A 17,059-nucleotide genomic window follows, 5' to 3' on the forward strand; every position below is an offset into this window, starting at 1 on the left:
TGTTAAAAAGGCCCACTTTTCCCTTCCCGATCTCTCCGCTTCGCTCTGCCCAATTCCTAATGTAAATATGGAAAATCTAACATTTAGCATCATTCTTATAACTCACAACCGAAGTTCTTCGCTGCGGCGGGCTTTGGATGCTCTGCAATCACAGACTTATCCGATGGATCTCATCGAAGTCAGGGTCGTCGTAGATAGCTGCATTGACGATACTTTAACAATGTTACAAGACTACAAAGCTCCTTTTAAAATGCACACAATTGAGGCAAACTGCCGGAGTGTGGGTATGTCTCGCAATATTGGAGCAGCGGAGGCTACTGGACAACTGCTGTTGTTTCTGGACGATGACATCGAAGCAACGCCGTGTTTAGTCGAAAACCACGGGCGCGTTCATCGAGAACGTCCGGGCTGTGCCGCGATCGGCCCTTATCCGCCAAAGTTGCAATCCAGGACTAATTTTTTTGATGTAGAAGTGCGGACTTGGTGGGAGGAAAAGTTTTACCAGATGAGCAAGCCGACTCACCGCTACACTTATCAAGATTTGCTCTGTGGCAACCTTTCTATTGATACAAAACTGTTTGCTGGCACCGGAGGCTTCGATTCTGCCTTCGGCCCGGGTACTGCCTATGAAGATTACGAGTTTGCCTTGCGCTTGCTCAAAGCAAATGTACCTTTTGCGGTGGCACCGGATGCAGTCGGGTATCACTACGAACACGAAACTAACAACCTCGATCGCTCTTTTGGGCGAGCTCGCGCGGAAGGGCGATCGGATGTTTTGATCGGTCAGCGGCACCCGGAAATGAAACCGACGCTGCACATAAAAGACTACGAAACTCCTGATTCGCTGGTAAATAAAATTTTGGTCGCGATCGTATTTTTCTGGCCTGCCGCCTTAGATTTGCTGGCTGTCGGACTGAGAAAATCCCTTGACTGGCTTCAATACATGGGGATGCGGGGAACTTGGCGGTGGTTGCGGACTAAACTACTGGCTTACTCGTACTTGCGGGGAGTGATGGATCAGTTAAAAACCCGATCGGCCCTTTCTAGTTTTATGCAAGAAGGAACGGCTAGCGGCGATTTGGGCAGACATGAAATTGAAATCGATTTGCAGGAAGGTTGGGAAGCAGCAGAACGAATTATTGATGAGAAAAAACCCGATGGCATTTATCTGCGTTACGGTGAACTGTCGATCGGTCACGTCACTCCCAAATTCGGTGTAGAGCCACTGCGGGGCGCTCACTTGCGATCGATTCTGGCGCTTGACTTTGCCGAACCTCTGGCTCGGGCGATCGCGGTTAACGGTATGCCCAAAAGTGCTGCTCATTCTGAGCCTAGTTTAGTTGACAACATCCTACTTCAACATCTACAGTTGTTTACAGTATTGGACAAAAAAAAGCTGGAAAATTCTGCATTATAATGACATAGTTAGATTCTAAAAACAATAGAATATAGAGGTGTAATCAAGTAAGCCTTTAATTGCTCGGCAATAGTAATTTAGAGTAAAAAAATAGAAATTGACAATGGTAATTATGGCAATAGAATTGAATAAAGCTAATTTTTTAGAACCAATTCCTGATAAGTTGAACCTGGTGCAGACCCAGAATTTAGTTAAGATTCAGCCCTGGAATTTATCCGGGCGAGAACCTCAGATAGTTGCTGGGGGTGTGCTGTGATAAATGCGGGAAAGGTAGCTTACATTCGCCAAATCACTCATTTCTTTGATTTGCTACGGGTATTGGTCGATCGCGATATGAAATTACTTTACAAGCGATCGACCTTGGGCATTGCTTGGACTTTAATCAGTCCGCTGTTACAGTTGGCTGTATTTTCCTTTTTGTTTCGCTCTGTCGTAGCGCTTAATATTCCCAAATATTCTTCCTTTGTTTTCAGCGGCTTGTTAATTTGGAGTTGGTCTCAAACGGCATTATTTAAATCAACGGGATTAATTACCAGTAATGAGGCACTAATCAGGCAGCCAAATTTCCCCACGGCAATTTTGCCGATAGTCACGACGATGACTGGGCTAATTCACTTTGTGTTAGCTTTGCCGGTGTTAATTATCTTTCTGCTAATTGATGGTGTTCATCTCAATTTAGTGCTGCTTTTGTTGCCGCTGCCGATGATTATTCAGTTTTTGTTGACAGTTAGTTTTGCTTATCCCCTTGCAGCTTTAAATGTCACTTTTCGCGACACTCAGCACACTTTGGGAGTAGTTTTGCAGATGATATTTTACCTAACTCCGATTTTCTACGACATCAACAGTGTACCGGAAAAATTTAAGATTTTTTATTACTTAAATCCAATGGTGCCGCTGATTGAAGCTTACCGCGCCATACTGCTCAAAGGTATGCAGCCGGATTGGCAGGCTCTGTTAGTTTTGAGCTTGGCTGTGGCGGCTCTTTTGCCCATTGGACTGGGAATTTTTAGACGACAAAGCGATCATTTTGTGGAGGAATTATAAATGCGAGAAGCAATTATTGTCAAGGGTTTGGGTAAGCGTTTTAACCGCTACTCTGCCGCGAAACCTTATACGATTATGGAGGCAGCTTTGTCCGGTTGGTGGAAGCTAAAGCCGGAGGCGAGTTTTTGGGCGCTGCGGAATATAAATTTTACTGTTTCTCCTGGGGAAATGCTGGGAATTCTTGGCAAGAATGGGGCGGGAAAATCAACGCTGCTGCAACTTATCGGCGGGATTGGTAAGGCTGAGGAAGGAACTATTAAAGTTAACGGCAGAATTGGCGGCTTGTTAGATTTGGGTGCGGGTTTTCACACGGATCTAACGGGCAGAGAAAACGTGTTGGTGGGTGCTGTGGTGGCCGGTTTGACTAGCCGGGAAGTGGCGCGCAGGTTTGACGATATTGTGGAATTTGCAGAGTTAAAAAAGTTTATTGACAGCCCGATGCGGACTTACAGTACGGGGATGAAAATGCGGCTGGCTTTTTCCGTGGCGGTGCATACCGATCCAGAAGTGCTGTTAGTTGATGAACATTTGTCGGTTGGTGATGTGGCTTTTCAAACCAAATGTTTGAATAAGATAACTGAGTTTAAAAATCAAGGATGTGCGATTGTTTTGATTTCTCACACTGCGTCGCAAATTCAGAAAATGTGCGATCGGGCTTTGTGGCTGAAATCAGGTGAAATCGTGGCCTATGGGGAACCGGAAGTAGTAGTCGGTCAGTATTTGTCAGAAATGCGATCGTCCACAGAAAATCACACTCCCCTGCGCGGTGCTGAAGCTACAAGTAGCGGCTCGCCACTGCGAGGCAATCAGAATCGCTTCGGTTCTTTGGAAGTAGAAATTACCGATGTTAAAGTATTTCCGAATGCAGAAATAGATAGCGGTGATGCTATTAGCATTGAAATCCATTATTCGGTGTCCCAGGAAATTTCTGCTGCTATTTTTGCCGTGACAATCAGCAGGGATGATGGTCAAAGTTGTTTTGAGACTAATACTAATCAAATGGGCAGACTGCTGCCGCTTGTGAAAGGGAAAGGCAAAATCCGGCTGCAAATAGACAGGCTGGATTTAGGAAACGGTCAGTATTACGTGAATGCTGGGGTTTATGAGGAAACTTTGGCTTACGCCTACGATTATCATTGGCAGGTTTATCCGCTGTACGTGCGATCGACTGTCAACCAAAAAACGGTTCTTTGTCCGCCGTACCGCTGGGAATTTGAGGGACAAATGCCGCTTCTAGATTTAGCCGAACCAGCCGCTGCAACTTACGATTTGGATAAGAATAATCCCGGCTACGCCAAGATTTTGACTCAGTTGGAAAACAAGCAAAAACCTGATTTTTTAATGATTGGTGCTCAAAACTGCGGCACGGAATCTCTATACAGCTATCTCGCAAATCACTTGCAAATTATCAAAGAAGGTTCGCGGGACATTCACTTTTTTGAATTAAATTTCGAGCGTGGTGTTGAGTGGTACAGCAAGCAGTTGACGCGGAGTGTAGCGAGTGAAAAAGTGCTCCTTTGGGAGATGACTGCTTACTATATTTATCATCCCTTGGTAGCGGAGCGAGTTTACAAGTGTTTCCCGGATGTTAAGCTGATTGTAATGCTGCGAAACCCGGTAAAACGAGCGTGGATGCACTATCATTTAGAAGTGGCGAACGGCTGCGAAAAGTTGGATTTTGAAAAGGCGATCGCCTCTGAGGGCGATCGACTCAAAGGTGAGATTGAAAAAATCAAAGCAGATGAAAATTATTACAGTTTCAATCACCAGCATTATTCCTATTTGTCGCGGGGAATTTATGTAGAACAAATCAAAAATTGGCTCGACTATTTTCCGAGAGAACAATTGCTAATTATCAAGAGCGAAGATTTTTACGCGCATACAGGCAAAGTCTTTTCGGAAGTATCGAATTTTTTGGATATTAGTGCCATTGCAATTAAAGAAGATCAAATTAATCATGTCGAGGATTACAGCCAAATGCCTGCGGAAATTGAACAAGAATTAACCAATTATTTCAAGCCTTACAATCAGGAACTTTCGGATTTGTTAAAAGAAGATTTTACTTGGAGTTAGGAAAAAAGTTTTTAACCGCAGAGATCCCAGAGAGGAACATCAATCATACCTCTTTCTTCTCTTCCTCAGTGCCCTCTGCGCTCTCTGCGGTTCGTAAAAAAAATCTAATTCACAAACCCTTTATTAGCTATAAAAATGAAACGGATATTTTTAATAGGCTCTCCGAGAAGCGGCACAACAATGCTTCAAAGTTTATTAGCTGCTCATCCTGAAGTTATTTCTTTTCCCGAATCTAAGTTTTTTCAATATTTACTTTACAAGAAGTTTGCGGGAAAGTTTCCAGGTAGGGTGGAAACTTTTTTTAAAGATGAGATTAATCGCCCTGAACTTTTGCAAGGTTTTGATGACAGTCAAAGTTTGGGAACTAAAGTTAGTTGGTTTGTGGGAGTTTTGGATGGTTTGGCTGCGGAACAAAACAAAAGCATTTGGTTGGAAAAAACGCCGGAACATATATATTTTATTGATGACATAGAGCGATTTTTACCGGATGCGAAATTTATACATATTTTGCGAAATGGTATGGATACAATAGCTTCTCTGCATGAGGTTACTAGGAATTCTCATGATTTGTGGGGGCCTGGTTGGGATTTAAACCACTGTATTCATCGCTGGAAGGAGGCGACGTTAATTAGTCACAAATATGCTAAAAATTCTAATCATATATTAGTCAAGTATGAGGAAATTGTCGATAATAAAGTCAAGAAATTAGAAGAGCTTTGTCATTTTATGGGGGTTGAATATGACGCAAAAATGCTGGAGTTTTATCAAGAAAAAGCAGCTAGTCTCAGTTTGAGTTTACCTTGGCACCAAGGAATTGAGAGAGAGGTTAAAAGTAGTAATATTCACAAATATCATAAAATTTTTACGAGTAATGAAATTAAAGATATTTTAGATAAGATTAAGCGAGTCAAGGGTGAAATTGCCTGGAAAGTTACGGTAGAAGTGAGCGAACCAATTTCGGATATTGGCGCTCTTCCGCAAATATGCGATCGCCTGCACTGTACGATCGAACTAGAAGGCATTAAACTCGGTGTTGTGGAATTGCCAGTCTGCGACGGGATTGTGGCGGGTGCGGTGTTGGCGGATGCGATCGCAGCCCAGTTTGCTTGGCAAATTCTCGATCGCTTTTTTCAACGGTATCGCTACGAAAAAGGTAATAAGTTGTGGGAATTTTTGCTGAAACCGTTGCGCGCCAAACATGATTGGACGCTATTTTTGCAAGATTTTTGGGAACGCCCAAATTGGCAATTAGATAATTTTTATCAATCAGAAATAGCCGAAGAAGTCCCAACAATTACGCTCGAAAAAGATTTAATTGCTGTAGAAGTTAGCGAGGAATTGCCTAATATAAAAGTTGAGCTTTCTGAAATTGATGTGCTGGTGAAAGTCGGCGGTGTTGCTATCGGTAGAGTCACTGTTGCGGTGGAAAATAATTTCGTTTCTGCTCAAAAATTGCGATCGACAATTACTCGAAATAGCGGTTTTGAGTTGTGCGTCGCCACCGTGCGAGAAGCTTTGCTGGGAAAACCGCTCGACGGCAAGCAATCGCTGCGATCGCGCTTAGCCTCTGCTGCTCAACAAAGGTCGAATCAGCCCGACAGTTTAAATGCAGCGGGTGCTGGGGGTATTTACCCCGAAAATGCGGTGATGTTCGGCAGGCGATCGGGTGCGATCGGCACAAGTGTCAACCGCCGCGCCGCACTCCCAGCCGCAGCGCTGCGAGAAATCGCATCAGCCGCAGCAATCGCTGGGGAAACAACAATGGAAATTCCCCAAGAAAACGAGCTACAAAAACAAGTATTTTATGCACCAGAAATCATCGGGAAAAAATCGCCTTATCGAGAAGTTGCTAACCCAGCACCACCTCAAAATTTTAACAATAACAGCGTCACAGAAAAACTGCCGATTCTCGCCTACCGCCGCATTTCTCCCGATGGTTTAAATGCAGTTACTCCCGACTTTTTTGAACAGCAACTACAGGATTTACAAGAAAAAGGTTATTACAGTGCGAGTTGGGAAAATTGGCAAAATGCGAAACGGGATAAAACTCCTTTACCGGGTAAAGCCGTATTGATGACATTTGACGGAGGCTATCTCGACTTTTTCCAATATGCTTGGCCTTTGCTAAAACGCTATGATTTTACAGCAACTGTTTTTTTAGTAGCCGAGTCGATTGGAAAGACAAATAGTTGGGAAAAAGCCGAAGGTGAAGAAGTAAAGTTAATGGGATGGCCAGAAATTAGACAACTGCGGGATGCAGGAATTGAATTCGGTTCGATGTCTGCTACCTATCAACCTCTAACTACCTTGTCGCCCACAGAAATTGTGCGTGAGGGGGCAAAATCCCGTGCTATTTTGGAACGGGGATTAGGAAAATCTGTTAAATGTTTTGCTTATCCTTACGGAGATGTCGATAAAATTGTAGAACATTTAATCGGGGCGACTGGGTATACTTTTGGTGTATCGTATAGGTCAAAGTTTAGCAGCTTAGACGATTCTTTAATGTCGCTACCCCGCATTCAAATCACAAAGGAAAATCCCTTAAAATTAGGTTAGTAGTGAGGACTTCAGTTCGCAAAAATCAGGACTAAAGTCCTCACTACAAACCAACTTGATGACGATTTAGATCATTACTAGAAACTTTTTCTCAGCCGCTGCAGCAAACCCTGAAATTTCCGCCCCAAATAACCGCCAAATCCTCTATAAATCTTCTCAAACTTATAATAAAATAAAATATCCATCACATCATCAGTTTTCATGTACTTTAAGTAAGAAATTACCTTGTCTGTAAGCTCATCATTAACATCATCGATATACTTTCTCACCGCCAACCTTTCGGAAATATGCCATTTTTTATCAAACTTGCGGTGCATTTGGGTTTCATAATCTCCAAAATCCGATATTTTCCCGTCCAAATATTTTTCAATGTATTTCCCCGCAATTTCGGCACCATCCATCCCGTGTCTGATACCCTCGCCGCCCAAAAAATTTACAGTGGAGACAGTATCGCCGATCGCAATTATATTATCCTTGTAATAAATATCCTGCAAACCCTGACTGTACTTCAGAGTGGAACCGTGTTTGTCAATAATTGTATAATTTTTAGACTTCAGATATTCATCAATCAGCAAATCGATATATTTTTTCAAAGGTTCCAAATTTTTCACAGTTTTCGGATCTAAAAAAATGCGGCCCGCACCAACTTTTAGCCTGTTTTGTTCCATTGGAAATATCCAAGAATAACCCTTCGGCATCCATTTATCGCCCAAAAAGAAGATTAAATCATTGGCATATTTATGATAAATTTCCGGTTCTACTTCAATTAAATATTCGATGCCGGTTCCCGATAAAAACTCTGGCTTATCGTTTTCTTTTTCGTACATAATCGCCCTAGCAAAACCCGTAGCATCAACCAAAACTTTAGTGCTAACTTTGACAGATTGACCGTCAGATAGCTGTTTAAATTCTACGATTGTTTCACCGTTAGCTTGCGAATGTCCGGTGTAGCGACAACCAAGCCAAACTTCACCGCCAAATCGCTCAACTTCCTCGGCTAAAAAAGCTCTAAATTTAGCAAAATTGAGAACAACTCCCAACTTTTCGGGAGACTCCCAAGTTTGACTGACTTTGCTAGTTTCAATAGTCAGTTTGTGCCAAAAACTGCCGATTACTGATTCGGGTAAATCGAATTGAGAGAGGGTTTCTAAAGGCGTGGCGGCGCTGGAAAAGTCGTTTTTATTAAAATTGTCGTTTTGTTCGGCAAGCAAGACTTTGCGGCCGGATTTTGCTAATATTCTCGCGCAGTGACCGCCTGCTGGGCCTGCTCCTACTATTACTATATCAAAATTTTTTAAGTTCATTTTGCTTTTAAATCGCTTCCAATGTCAAAATACCCGCAGACATATCAACTACTAACCGCCGATTTTTTAGCCATTGGCGACAGATTAAAATTTCCGGTACTCCCGCGCCTACATGAACGGGAATGTCAAAATCTTGCTCATCAATTGTAATTTTTCCTGCATAAATATCGAAATCAAATTCTCCCTTAGCTGTTCGCATTGTTTCTTTTTCTACATAAGTCCAATCAAGCCCCTCTAAATCCTGAATTTCCATTGCTAACCATCCCGAAAAACCTGTATCAAGCAGAGCATCAACAGGTAATTATAAGCCGTTATCAGCAATCAATGCAATTTCAAAAAATAGCTCGTCCCGATCGCCAAATATTCCTTCCATCATATCGTGCCACAAACTCCTGTTTCATTGATTCTAAAGACGTGCGGGATCGCATTAGGATGTTTTTGGCGACATATTTTTCCAGCAGCTAACGAATCTTTTTCGATAAAATATTCCCCGCTGTCTGGTTCAACTGCCATGTACCAGTTGTAGTGGGTTTTAATCAATTCTGGTTTTAGGCGATCGAATATAGGTTGACACCGCTGCCGAAATGCGGCTCTTTCAGCGTACCATTGAGCTATCTCTTCTGGAGAAAGCGTGCGTTTTGGGTGCAATCTTCTGCGGGGAACTCTGCGACTTGGGTTGAGATTAGTCATTGTTGATTCTCCTTTTGTGCAGTATAGAATTGTAAGGTGCGCTGCACCCTACAATTCTAGCTAATTAGACGCTAACGGGTGATTGTTTGCGGCTGAATTGTGCTAAGATGCGATCGCACATTTGCGACGGATTTAACCCCAATGTTGCCATCGACTGATCCGGTGTTGCGTGGTCTACCAATGTATCAGGTACACCCAAGCGCATCACTGGAACAAGAACATTATTATCTAGCAAAGCTTCGGCTACTGCTGAACCGAAACCGCCCATCAAACAACCTTCTTCCATTGTGACAACTTTGCCGATTCGCTGTGCTAAAGGCAAGATTAATTCAGTGTCCAAAGGCTTGACAAAACGCGCGTTGATGACTGTTGCTTCGATGCCGTGTTCGCTCAAAATCTCGGCGGTTTGCATTGCCGGATAAACCATCGAACCGTAACCTAATATTAGCAAGTCGTCGCCGTTGCGGAGAATTTCGGCTTTGCCGATCGCCAATTCTTCCCAACCCTCTTCCATCAGAGGTACGCCGTAACCGTTGCCGCGCGGGTAACGCATCGCGATCGGGCCGCTGGTGTGGTTGATTCCCGTGACTACCATCCGCTGCAATTCTGCCTCGTCTTTGGGAGCCATAATTGTCATGTTTGGCAAACAGCGCAAGTAAGAAATATCGTACATTCCTTGGTGAGTTGGGCCGTCAGCGCCGACAATTCCGGCGCGATCCAAACAGAAGAAAACAGGCAAGTTTTGGATGCAGACATCGTGAATTATTTGGTCGTAGGCCCGCTGCAAAAAGGTAGAGTAAATTGCGACAACCGGGCGCATTCCTTCGCAGGCTAAACCAGCCGATAAAGTCACCGCGTGCTGTTCGGCAATGCCAACATCAATGTACTGTTTCGGCAGCTTTTCCTGAAGTTTGTCCAGGCAAGTTCCGGTTGCCATTGCAGCAGTAATGCCGACAATTTTCGGATTATCTTCTGCTAGCTTGACTAGGGCGTGGGCAAAGACTTTCGCGTAGGCTGGAGGTTTGGGTTTGGTGGATGGAATGCCTTTACCGGTGGCTAAGTTAAAGGGATTTTGGGCGTGATATCCTACTTGGTCTTTTTCGGCGATCGCATATCCTTTGCCCTTCACCGTCACAACGTGAACTAACACAGGGCCTTGGATAGTATGAGCTTGTTTGAAAGTGGTAATTAACTCTTGCAAATTGTGTCCATCTACCGGGCCCATGTAAGTAAAGCCCAATTCTTCAATTACAGCTCCAACTTTCGAGACAGCCAAGCGTTTCATCCCTTCTTTGATGCGTTCCATTTCTGGAGTAAAAGTTTCGCCAACAAAGGGAATTTGTTTGAATTGTTCCTCTAAGTTATCTTTGAGAAACTGCACCGGTGGCGACAAGCGCATTTTGTTTAAATAGCGGGTAATTGCGCCGACGTTGGGGGAGATTGACATCTCATTGTCGTTGAGCACAACTAACAAATTGGTTTTCGGCATATGGCCCGCGTGGTTGATCGCTTCGAGTGCCATGCCGCCCGTCAGCGCACCGTCACCGATGACTGCTACAGTTTTAAAGTTTTCGCCTTTGAGGTCGCGCGCCATTGCCATTCCCAGGGCTGCGGAAATGCTCGTGGAGGCGTGACCGGCGCCGAAGTGGTCAAATTTGCTCTCGCAGCGCTTGAGATAGCCTGCAACGCCGTCTTTTTGGCGCAGGGTGTGGAATTGGTTGTAGCGGCCGGTGATCAATTTGTGCGGATAAGCTTGGTGGCCGACATCCCAGGTAACTTTGTCGCGATCGAGGTCTAGGGTTTGGTACAGTGCTAAGGTGAGTTCGACTACACCCAATCCAGGGCCTAGGTGTCCGCCACTTGCAGCTACTGTTTCTAAATGCTTTTCTCGAATTTGTCGGGCAATTTGTTCGAGTTGATGAATCGACAGGCCGTGTAATTGGTTTGGATGAGTCAGTTCGCTGAGATGCATATTTTAAAATCCTGCTCCTAAGAATTAGGACGAATGCTTAACAGATATAGGTTTTGCCTGCAGCGTTCGGTACGGGCAAACGTTAGAATAGTTTACCTGTTATTTGAGAAAATTGTTAGGCGTAAGATTTTTGTTATTTTTGGCCTGGTAATTATAGTTAATAAATTCGGTTCAGTCAATATCAAAAAAGCTTATGTTTTTAGCTGCTGACGGCTAATTGTTAGCTGCAGTGAAATCCTTAGCGATTTAAAACGGGTTTTTGTACTGATGGCTGACTTTTTAGCCATTGGGTTTCTGCAAGCGGACTGTGATGCAAAATAATTAATTGCGATTTGTTAAGGGCTTCTAGCGCGTAGGTACAACCTTGCAAATTGCTAAACTCAACCTCAACAAATTCTGCATCATATTCATCAATTACTGTTCCCACTTGACCCGATATAAGCCCTGTTGTGGTAAGTCTTCTAGTAATGCAATAACATCAAGCAGTTTAATTCTAAAATTTATTTTTGGATACCTCTTTTATGAAATATAACATAGCAGAAGTCAAGTTTAATTGAGGGATTTTGCTCATTCTAATTGACGAGGATCTTCAGCCGGTGGATGCCAACCGCCTTCTACCCAAAAACTGCGCGATCGCCGAATCGAATCCTCTTCATCATAACGTTGATCGTTAAGATCGAGGCGATTGGAAGTTGCTCGACCTACTGGAGTTTTACTGACAATATTTAGACCATCTGCTGTCCAGATAAAATGCTCTGACCACTGCTGCTGACGAGGATTAAACAAGAAAAATTCTTGCTGAGTTTCCTGGTCAATTCCTTTGGTAAAATTGTAGTGGCGTTCGTTGCAGCGACGACAAGCTAATGCTAAATTTTCACTGTCCTCAGATCCGCCGAGAGATTTGGGCATGAGATGATCTATGGTAAAGCGATCTGGGCTTAGGTATTCTGGAGAGTGGCAGTATTCGCAGAGATATTTAGCTCGTTGTCGTATAAGTTGTCGAGTGCGATCGGACACCATTTAGCTTGGGTGGAAAGTTGGGCATTAATCAATGTAAAAATTCGAGATAGTTCGATGATGCCAGCTAATTCTGGAATTTCATCGGCAGTTAGTAAATCTACTTTTTTTCTCTCTAGCAGTTCTTCCATGCGAGATTGAAGATCGTCGGTAAATCTGAATAAGTAAATATTCCCAAACTCTACCATTTTAAGGCCTTGGAGCATTAAGGAGGAAGGTTTCACCATTAATTGAGTATTCATAGGAATTAAAGCTCGTAGATACTCTTGGAATATTGTAGCTTATAAGTTGCTAAGTGAATTTGCAGAAGGGACGATCGCACTTATCATCAAATACGATCGCCCCCATCAAATATTACAGCAGTCGTTCTAACGGGGCCGATCGCACTTCTGGCAATTTCTCGGCCCCAGTCGTATCAAAGACGATCGCGTGTTCAGTCGCGGGTAACAGCCGCCGTAAAATCTGGATATAGCCGTCAGCATCGCCCCGGCGGTGGAAGCGCGCCACAACCAATCGCTGCATATTCGGCAGTTGCCGCACGATGCACCAGGGATGAATGTTTAATTTTGGCCTTGATGTTGGTATCATAGGGTAATGTTTCCCCGCGTTTGCGGGGTTGGCTATAAAAGCGATCGCCCTCAAGTTTTCGAGGCTAGGTGGGCGATCATTTTTAATGTACATAGATATTATATGTTGCATACGCATCAATGTCAAGTTAAAACATGGGATACGTTAGACTGCGGATTCGAGAACTAGCTGAACAAAAGGGTTGGACGCTAAAGCAAGTTGCCGATCGATCCGGAGTCAATTACAACACTGTCAGAAGCTACGTTCAGCGCGATACTTTGAACACAGTCGATTTGTCTGCTGTCTACAAAATTGCCCGCGCCTTCGACGTAACAATGGAAGATTTGGTCGAGATTTTGGAAGATTGAGGGCGCACAAATGGGCTACGTGAGACTAAAGATTCGAGACCCTATATCAAATTCGTCAGCATCCGAACCATTCATCTCCCTCCACTCTTCCTCTGCGTTCTCTGCGCCCTCTGCGGTTAAATAAATCCTATTTCTTTAGTCCGCGGAGGCGGACTTCGTTTGTGTAGACGCAGTTTCAACCGCCGAGTCCCTCTAAACCCGCGTTTGACTTTTCCGAATTTCTGCCAACAGCATCTCTTGAGTTTTTGCCGGTTCTTTGCAAGTCAAACACTCGCAAACTAACCCGATCGCACCTTCAGGCAAATCCGCCTCAATCTGACAAACAGCAGTCGGATAATACTGCGAAATCAACCCAGGAATTAGGTCGGGCGAAGTGCGAATCAGGGTAGAATGCTGATACCAGTCGATCGCCGAAAGCAGACTCGGACAAGCTTGGGGGGCATCTCGGACAATACTGCTAAAAGCTTGCAAAGCTTGTTCGGCGCGATCGAGATATTCTAAATTCGGGCCCAGCAAGGCCAAGCGAACCAAAGAGGCGATCGCAATTCCATTCGCCGCCGGAGTTGCATTGTCTATATAGCTGCGTTCTCGCACCAACAAATCTCCGCTCACATCCTTAGCAGCATTGTAATACCCTCCCAATTCCACGCTCCACAAAAACTCATCAAACTCTTCTTGCACCTGCACAGCTTTCTCCAACCAAAACTGAGAATTAGGCAACTGTTTTGCCGCTTCCCCATTGCCTAAATTCAAACTCGCTTGATGCAAATCCAACAAAGCTTTCACAAACAAAGCATAATCTTCCGACTGTGCAGCCACCGCCGATTGTCCGTCATAATTCAGCCGCTGAAACCGCCCATTTTGCCACTGATTGTCTAAAATAAAATTAGCAGCATTCACCGCCAATTCCAGATATTCCAAATTCCCAAAAACAGCCGCCGCCCGCGCCAAACCCGAAATCATTAAACTATTCCAAGCAGCAATCATTTTCGTGTCAGTAACTGCCGGAATTCTACCAGGCCAACTTTCATTCTTAGCTTCTTGATTGTTGCGGGCTGGGGGAAAGGTTTTCACAGTATCGGGATTGCCGCCGTAGCGAACAGCAAAAAGTTTAGCTAAAGCTATTTCTACCGTGGCGCTGAGTTTTCCCGGCTGGTAGCGCTGCAATACATTTTTGCCTTCAAAATTGCCGCCACGAGTCACAGTAAACTGTGCTTGAATTTCCGCTAATTCCTCAGCAGTTAACAGTTGTTCTAGTTCGGCGTAAGTCCAAACATAAAATGCTCCTTCTTCCGGTTCAACTTCCTCTGAAGTGTTAAAACTATCGGCATCCTGTGCGGCGTAAAAATAGCCTGTGGTTGCGGTCATTTCTCGCTTCAACCATTCTACTGTCCGGGCGATAGCACTTTCAAAAGCCGGTTCTTGGATTCCCGCGCTCCACAAATTTGCTAAATACTCAACAATTTGACCGTTGTCGTAGAGCATTTTTTCAAAGTGCGGCACAGTCCAAGTTGCATCAACCGTGTAGCGGTGAAATCCGCCGGCTACGTGGTCGTAAATGCCGCCCAATGCTAAGTCTAATCCGCGCTGAGTGCAGACTTGTTTGCTGTCGTATTTTGAATCAAAATTAAAGCGCGTTCCCCGCAGTGCTAGCTCAGCATAAGGCATCATTGGAAAACTGGGCCCTGGGTTGCTGCCGGCAATAATTCCGGTGTTGAGTTCCCAGCCTTTTTGGAATATTTCGCGATTTAGTTCTGCGCTTCCTGCTGACAGCAGCGCCGACTGTTGGAGGTTGTCTAAAATCTCTGCTTTGAAGGCTTCTACTTTGCCTTTTTCTGTGTCGTAAAAGCGACGAATTGCTTGCAAAACTTCTAAAAATGCTGGTCTCCCGTAGCGGGCTTCTACGGGGAAATAAGTGCCTCCGTAGAAGGGAATTCGCTCGTCGGGAGTGAGAAAAACGTTGAGCGGCCAACCACCTTGACCGGTCATCATTTGCAAGGTTTGCATATATATGCTGTCGATGTCCGGGCGTTCTTCGCGATCGACTTTGATCGGTATAAACTGCGAGTTCATGTATTGGGCGATCGCGCGATCGGAAAATGCTTCCCCTTCCATCACCGTGCACCAGTGGCAGCTAGAATAGCCAATTGACAGGAAAATCGGTTTATTTTCGCTCCGGGCCGTTTCTAAGGCTTCGTCGCACCAGGGCCACCAGTCGATCGGATTTTCGCTGTGTTTCCGCAGGTAAAGGCTTTGGGATTGAGCAAGACGGTTCACCATAATCAAATATACTTTAACTCGTACTGAGTAAGCTTGTCAGTTATTTAGCAGTTTAGCGCGATCTGTTTTAATTAAGTTGTGGCGACAATCATGTTTTAATATTATCACTGCTTATCTCAATATAAAATGAATTTATTATCCCGAAGACTCTTCAATATCCGCCTCGGACAATTTTTGTTAAGTGCCGCAGTTCCTCCTGTCATTTCAAAACAGCGTCAATCCGAACCATCGCAGCCAGCCGAAGCATCAACAAAACCTGCATTAAAAACTAATATTAACCAAATTTCGAGCAAAAAAGTAATTCCCGAAGTAGAATTATTTGTGCCGACTTTTTTAGGTAACGACCAGCGCCGTTTCTACGGTAGAGGCATTCCGAAAAGCTTGAAGTTAATCGACAAATTTGAGCTAGGAAGCGGACGGACTTTTCTGGGAAGGCGATCGCAAATTTGGAGCGGCGCGGGTTGGACTGGACAGCCAACAATTACCAGAGACCGAGACAAAACTTATTTAATTATAGGTTCGTTCGACCACTATCTGCACAAAATAGACATGGCGACCAATAAAGAAGTTTGGCGCTATAAATTTGATGATATAATTAAAGGAAGTTCAACAATTTATATCGACACAACAGCCAACGCCGAGAATAGAATAGTAATTTTGCAAGGCAGTCGCAGCGGCGGAGGTGGCAAAAATGTTGTGCCGAGTTTTCGGGCGATATCTTTTAGAACCGGCAAGGAACTGTGGAAGCTGGACATCAGGAAAACGCCAAGCTACAGTCAGGATAATGATAGCAGTCCTTTGTATTTGGGTGATGGCGTGTTGTTCAATGCGGGCGAAAATGCGATCGGCTATTTTCTCGATAGTTCCACAAGCAATGCCAAGCTCAAACAAGGAATTAAACAGCCAAAGATATTGTCAGAAGTACAACTTTATGCAGCGGCAGATATCGGCAAGCACGGCGGCAACTTGGTAGCAGAATCATCACCATCTAGGCTAAAAAATAGAATATTTATAGCCGCTGGTTCCGGTCATATTTACGGTATTAGCATTGAAACAAAAAAGATTGTGTGGGATTTTTATACTGGTTCAGATTTGGATGGAAGTGCTGTAATTTCTAAATCTGGTAAACTGTTTTGTGCGATTGAAAAACAATACATTCAGGGCAACGGCGGAGTCCTCAAACTCAATCCTAACAAGGAACCGAATGCCAGTGTCGAATGGTTTTTGCCTACCGGAAACCGCCGACTTTCTAGTTGGGAAGGTGGGATAATTGGTTCGGTGGCGTTGAACGACGAGTACAATCCTGGGGGGTTTCCAGCGCTGTTTGCCACAAATGCGATCGACGGCAATTTGTACATCGGTTCCCAAGATATGATTACAGGTAAAAAGAATGCTGTGCCTTGGCGAAATCAGTCTTATGATACTCCGATAATAGTCTTTAAAAAAGAGATTGGCTCTTCAATTTCAACTCCGATTTTTACCGATGGCAATAAACTAATTAGTGCTGGATACAACGGTGTTTATTTGTTTGAATTGAAGTGGGAACGAGCGAAGTCTGGAGATAAAAATGCTTTGAAAAATGCTAAAGGCGAGTTTTACCGTTTGAAAGTAAAAGAATCGGGGAGATTTAAACCTGGTTTATCCTTTGAGGCGACACCTGTAGTTTGGGACGGAATTGTCAGGATTTGCGCGAGAGACGGGTGGATGTATACTTTAGGTTAGTCAATAGTTATTGGTTATTGGTTGTTGGTTGTTGGTTATTGGTTATTGG

General features: G+C 44.1%; 16 protein-coding genes. 7 read left to right on the forward strand and 9 right to left on the reverse strand.

The window, feature by feature from the left end; translation table 11 throughout:
- Positions 1 to 67 precede the first annotated feature (67 nt).
- From QUB13_RS13545 to QUB13_RS13565, 5 genes are all read left to right on the forward strand, one after another.
- Positions 68 to 1,417 carry a glycosyltransferase family 2 protein gene (locus QUB13_RS13545; protein ID WP_333381511.1) on the forward strand — a complete coding sequence of 450 codons (1,350 nt, stop codon included), beginning with the start codon at positions 68 to 70 and terminating at the stop codon, positions 1,415 to 1,417.
- A gap of 103 nt (positions 1,418 to 1,520) precedes the next feature.
- Positions 1,521 to 1,673, forward strand: a complete 153-nt coding sequence (locus QUB13_RS13550; RefSeq protein ID WP_333192084.1) for a hypothetical protein — start codon at positions 1,521 to 1,523, stop codon at positions 1,671 to 1,673.
- The gene (locus QUB13_RS13555; protein WP_333381514.1) at positions 1,670 to 2,461 is read left to right on the forward strand and encodes an ABC transporter permease; all 792 of its coding nucleotides are present in this window, start codon (positions 1,670 to 1,672) and stop codon (positions 2,459 to 2,461) included. The genes QUB13_RS13550 and QUB13_RS13555 overlap by 4 nt, the downstream gene beginning before the upstream one ends.
- The gene (locus QUB13_RS13560) at positions 2,462 to 4,534 is read left to right on the forward strand and encodes a Wzt carbohydrate-binding domain-containing protein (protein ID WP_333381517.1); all 2,073 of its coding nucleotides are present in this window, start codon (positions 2,462 to 2,464) and stop codon (positions 4,532 to 4,534) included.
- A 135-nt stretch (positions 4,535 to 4,669) separates the two neighbouring features.
- Entirely contained in the window at positions 4,670 to 7,090 is a 2,421-nt protein-coding gene (locus QUB13_RS13565; RefSeq protein WP_333381519.1) for a sulfotransferase, read from the forward strand.
- 77 nt (positions 7,091 to 7,167) lie between these two features.
- On the opposite strand, the gene QUB13_RS13570 is transcribed toward QUB13_RS13565, so the two are convergent.
- From QUB13_RS13570 to QUB13_RS13605, 8 genes are all read right to left on the reverse strand, one after another.
- Entirely contained in the window at positions 7,168 to 8,394 is a 1,227-nt protein-coding gene (locus QUB13_RS13570; RefSeq protein WP_333381522.1) for an NAD(P)/FAD-dependent oxidoreductase, read from the reverse strand.
- Positions 8,395 to 8,401: 7 nt separating this feature from the next.
- The gene (locus QUB13_RS13575; RefSeq protein WP_333381525.1) at positions 8,402 to 8,647 is read right to left on the reverse strand and encodes a hypothetical protein; all 246 of its coding nucleotides are present in this window, start codon (positions 8,645 to 8,647) and stop codon (positions 8,402 to 8,404) included.
- Between the two features lie 119 nt (positions 8,648 to 8,766).
- Entirely contained in the window at positions 8,767 to 9,084 is a 318-nt protein-coding gene (locus tag QUB13_RS13580; RefSeq protein WP_333381529.1) for a hypothetical protein, read from the reverse strand.
- Positions 9,085 to 9,148: 64 nt separating this feature from the next.
- Complete coding sequence (gene dxs, locus QUB13_RS13585) at positions 9,149 to 11,056, reverse strand: 1-deoxy-D-xylulose-5-phosphate synthase (RefSeq protein ID WP_333381532.1); 1,908 nt, start codon at positions 11,054 to 11,056, stop codon at positions 9,149 to 9,151.
- Positions 11,057 to 11,294: 238 nt separating this feature from the next.
- Positions 11,295 to 11,483 (reverse strand): DUF4926 domain-containing protein, encoded by a 189-nt coding sequence (locus QUB13_RS13590; RefSeq protein WP_333381535.1) that lies wholly within the window; start codon positions 11,481 to 11,483, stop codon positions 11,295 to 11,297.
- 140 nt (positions 11,484 to 11,623) lie between these two features.
- Positions 11,624 to 11,965 (reverse strand): HNH endonuclease, encoded by a 342-nt coding sequence (locus tag QUB13_RS13595; protein WP_333381539.1) that lies wholly within the window; start codon positions 11,963 to 11,965, stop codon positions 11,624 to 11,626.
- 29 nt (positions 11,966 to 11,994) lie between these two features.
- The gene (locus tag QUB13_RS13600; RefSeq protein ID WP_332997097.1) at positions 11,995 to 12,315 is read right to left on the reverse strand and encodes a hypothetical protein; all 321 of its coding nucleotides are present in this window, start codon (positions 12,313 to 12,315) and stop codon (positions 11,995 to 11,997) included.
- A 112-nt stretch (positions 12,316 to 12,427) separates the two neighbouring features.
- Entirely contained in the window at positions 12,428 to 12,754 is a 327-nt protein-coding gene (locus QUB13_RS13605; protein ID WP_333381542.1) for a hypothetical protein, read from the reverse strand.
- Positions 12,755 to 12,795: 41 nt separating this feature from the next.
- Between QUB13_RS13605 and QUB13_RS13610 the strand changes: the two genes are divergently transcribed.
- On the forward strand, positions 12,796 to 13,008 hold the full coding sequence (locus QUB13_RS13610; RefSeq protein WP_236502947.1) for a helix-turn-helix domain-containing protein: 213 nt from the start codon (positions 12,796 to 12,798) through the stop codon (positions 13,006 to 13,008).
- Between the two features lie 192 nt (positions 13,009 to 13,200).
- Here the strand turns inward: QUB13_RS13610 and QUB13_RS13615 are convergent, their stop codons facing one another.
- Complete coding sequence (locus QUB13_RS13615) at positions 13,201 to 15,288, reverse strand: thioredoxin domain-containing protein (RefSeq protein WP_333381545.1); 2,088 nt, start codon at positions 15,286 to 15,288, stop codon at positions 13,201 to 13,203.
- A 126-nt stretch (positions 15,289 to 15,414) separates the two neighbouring features.
- Here QUB13_RS13615 and QUB13_RS13620 point away from each other — a divergent pair, with 126 nt between their 5' ends.
- Complete coding sequence (locus QUB13_RS13620; RefSeq protein WP_333381547.1) at positions 15,415 to 17,010, forward strand: outer membrane protein assembly factor BamB family protein; 1,596 nt, start codon at positions 15,415 to 15,417, stop codon at positions 17,008 to 17,010.
- The last annotated feature ends 49 nt before the right edge of the window (positions 17,011 to 17,059 follow it).

The organism is Microcoleus sp. B4-D4 (assembly GCF_036705185.1).
Classification (GTDB): domain Bacteria; phylum Cyanobacteriota; class Cyanobacteriia; order Cyanobacteriales; family Microcoleaceae; genus Microcoleus.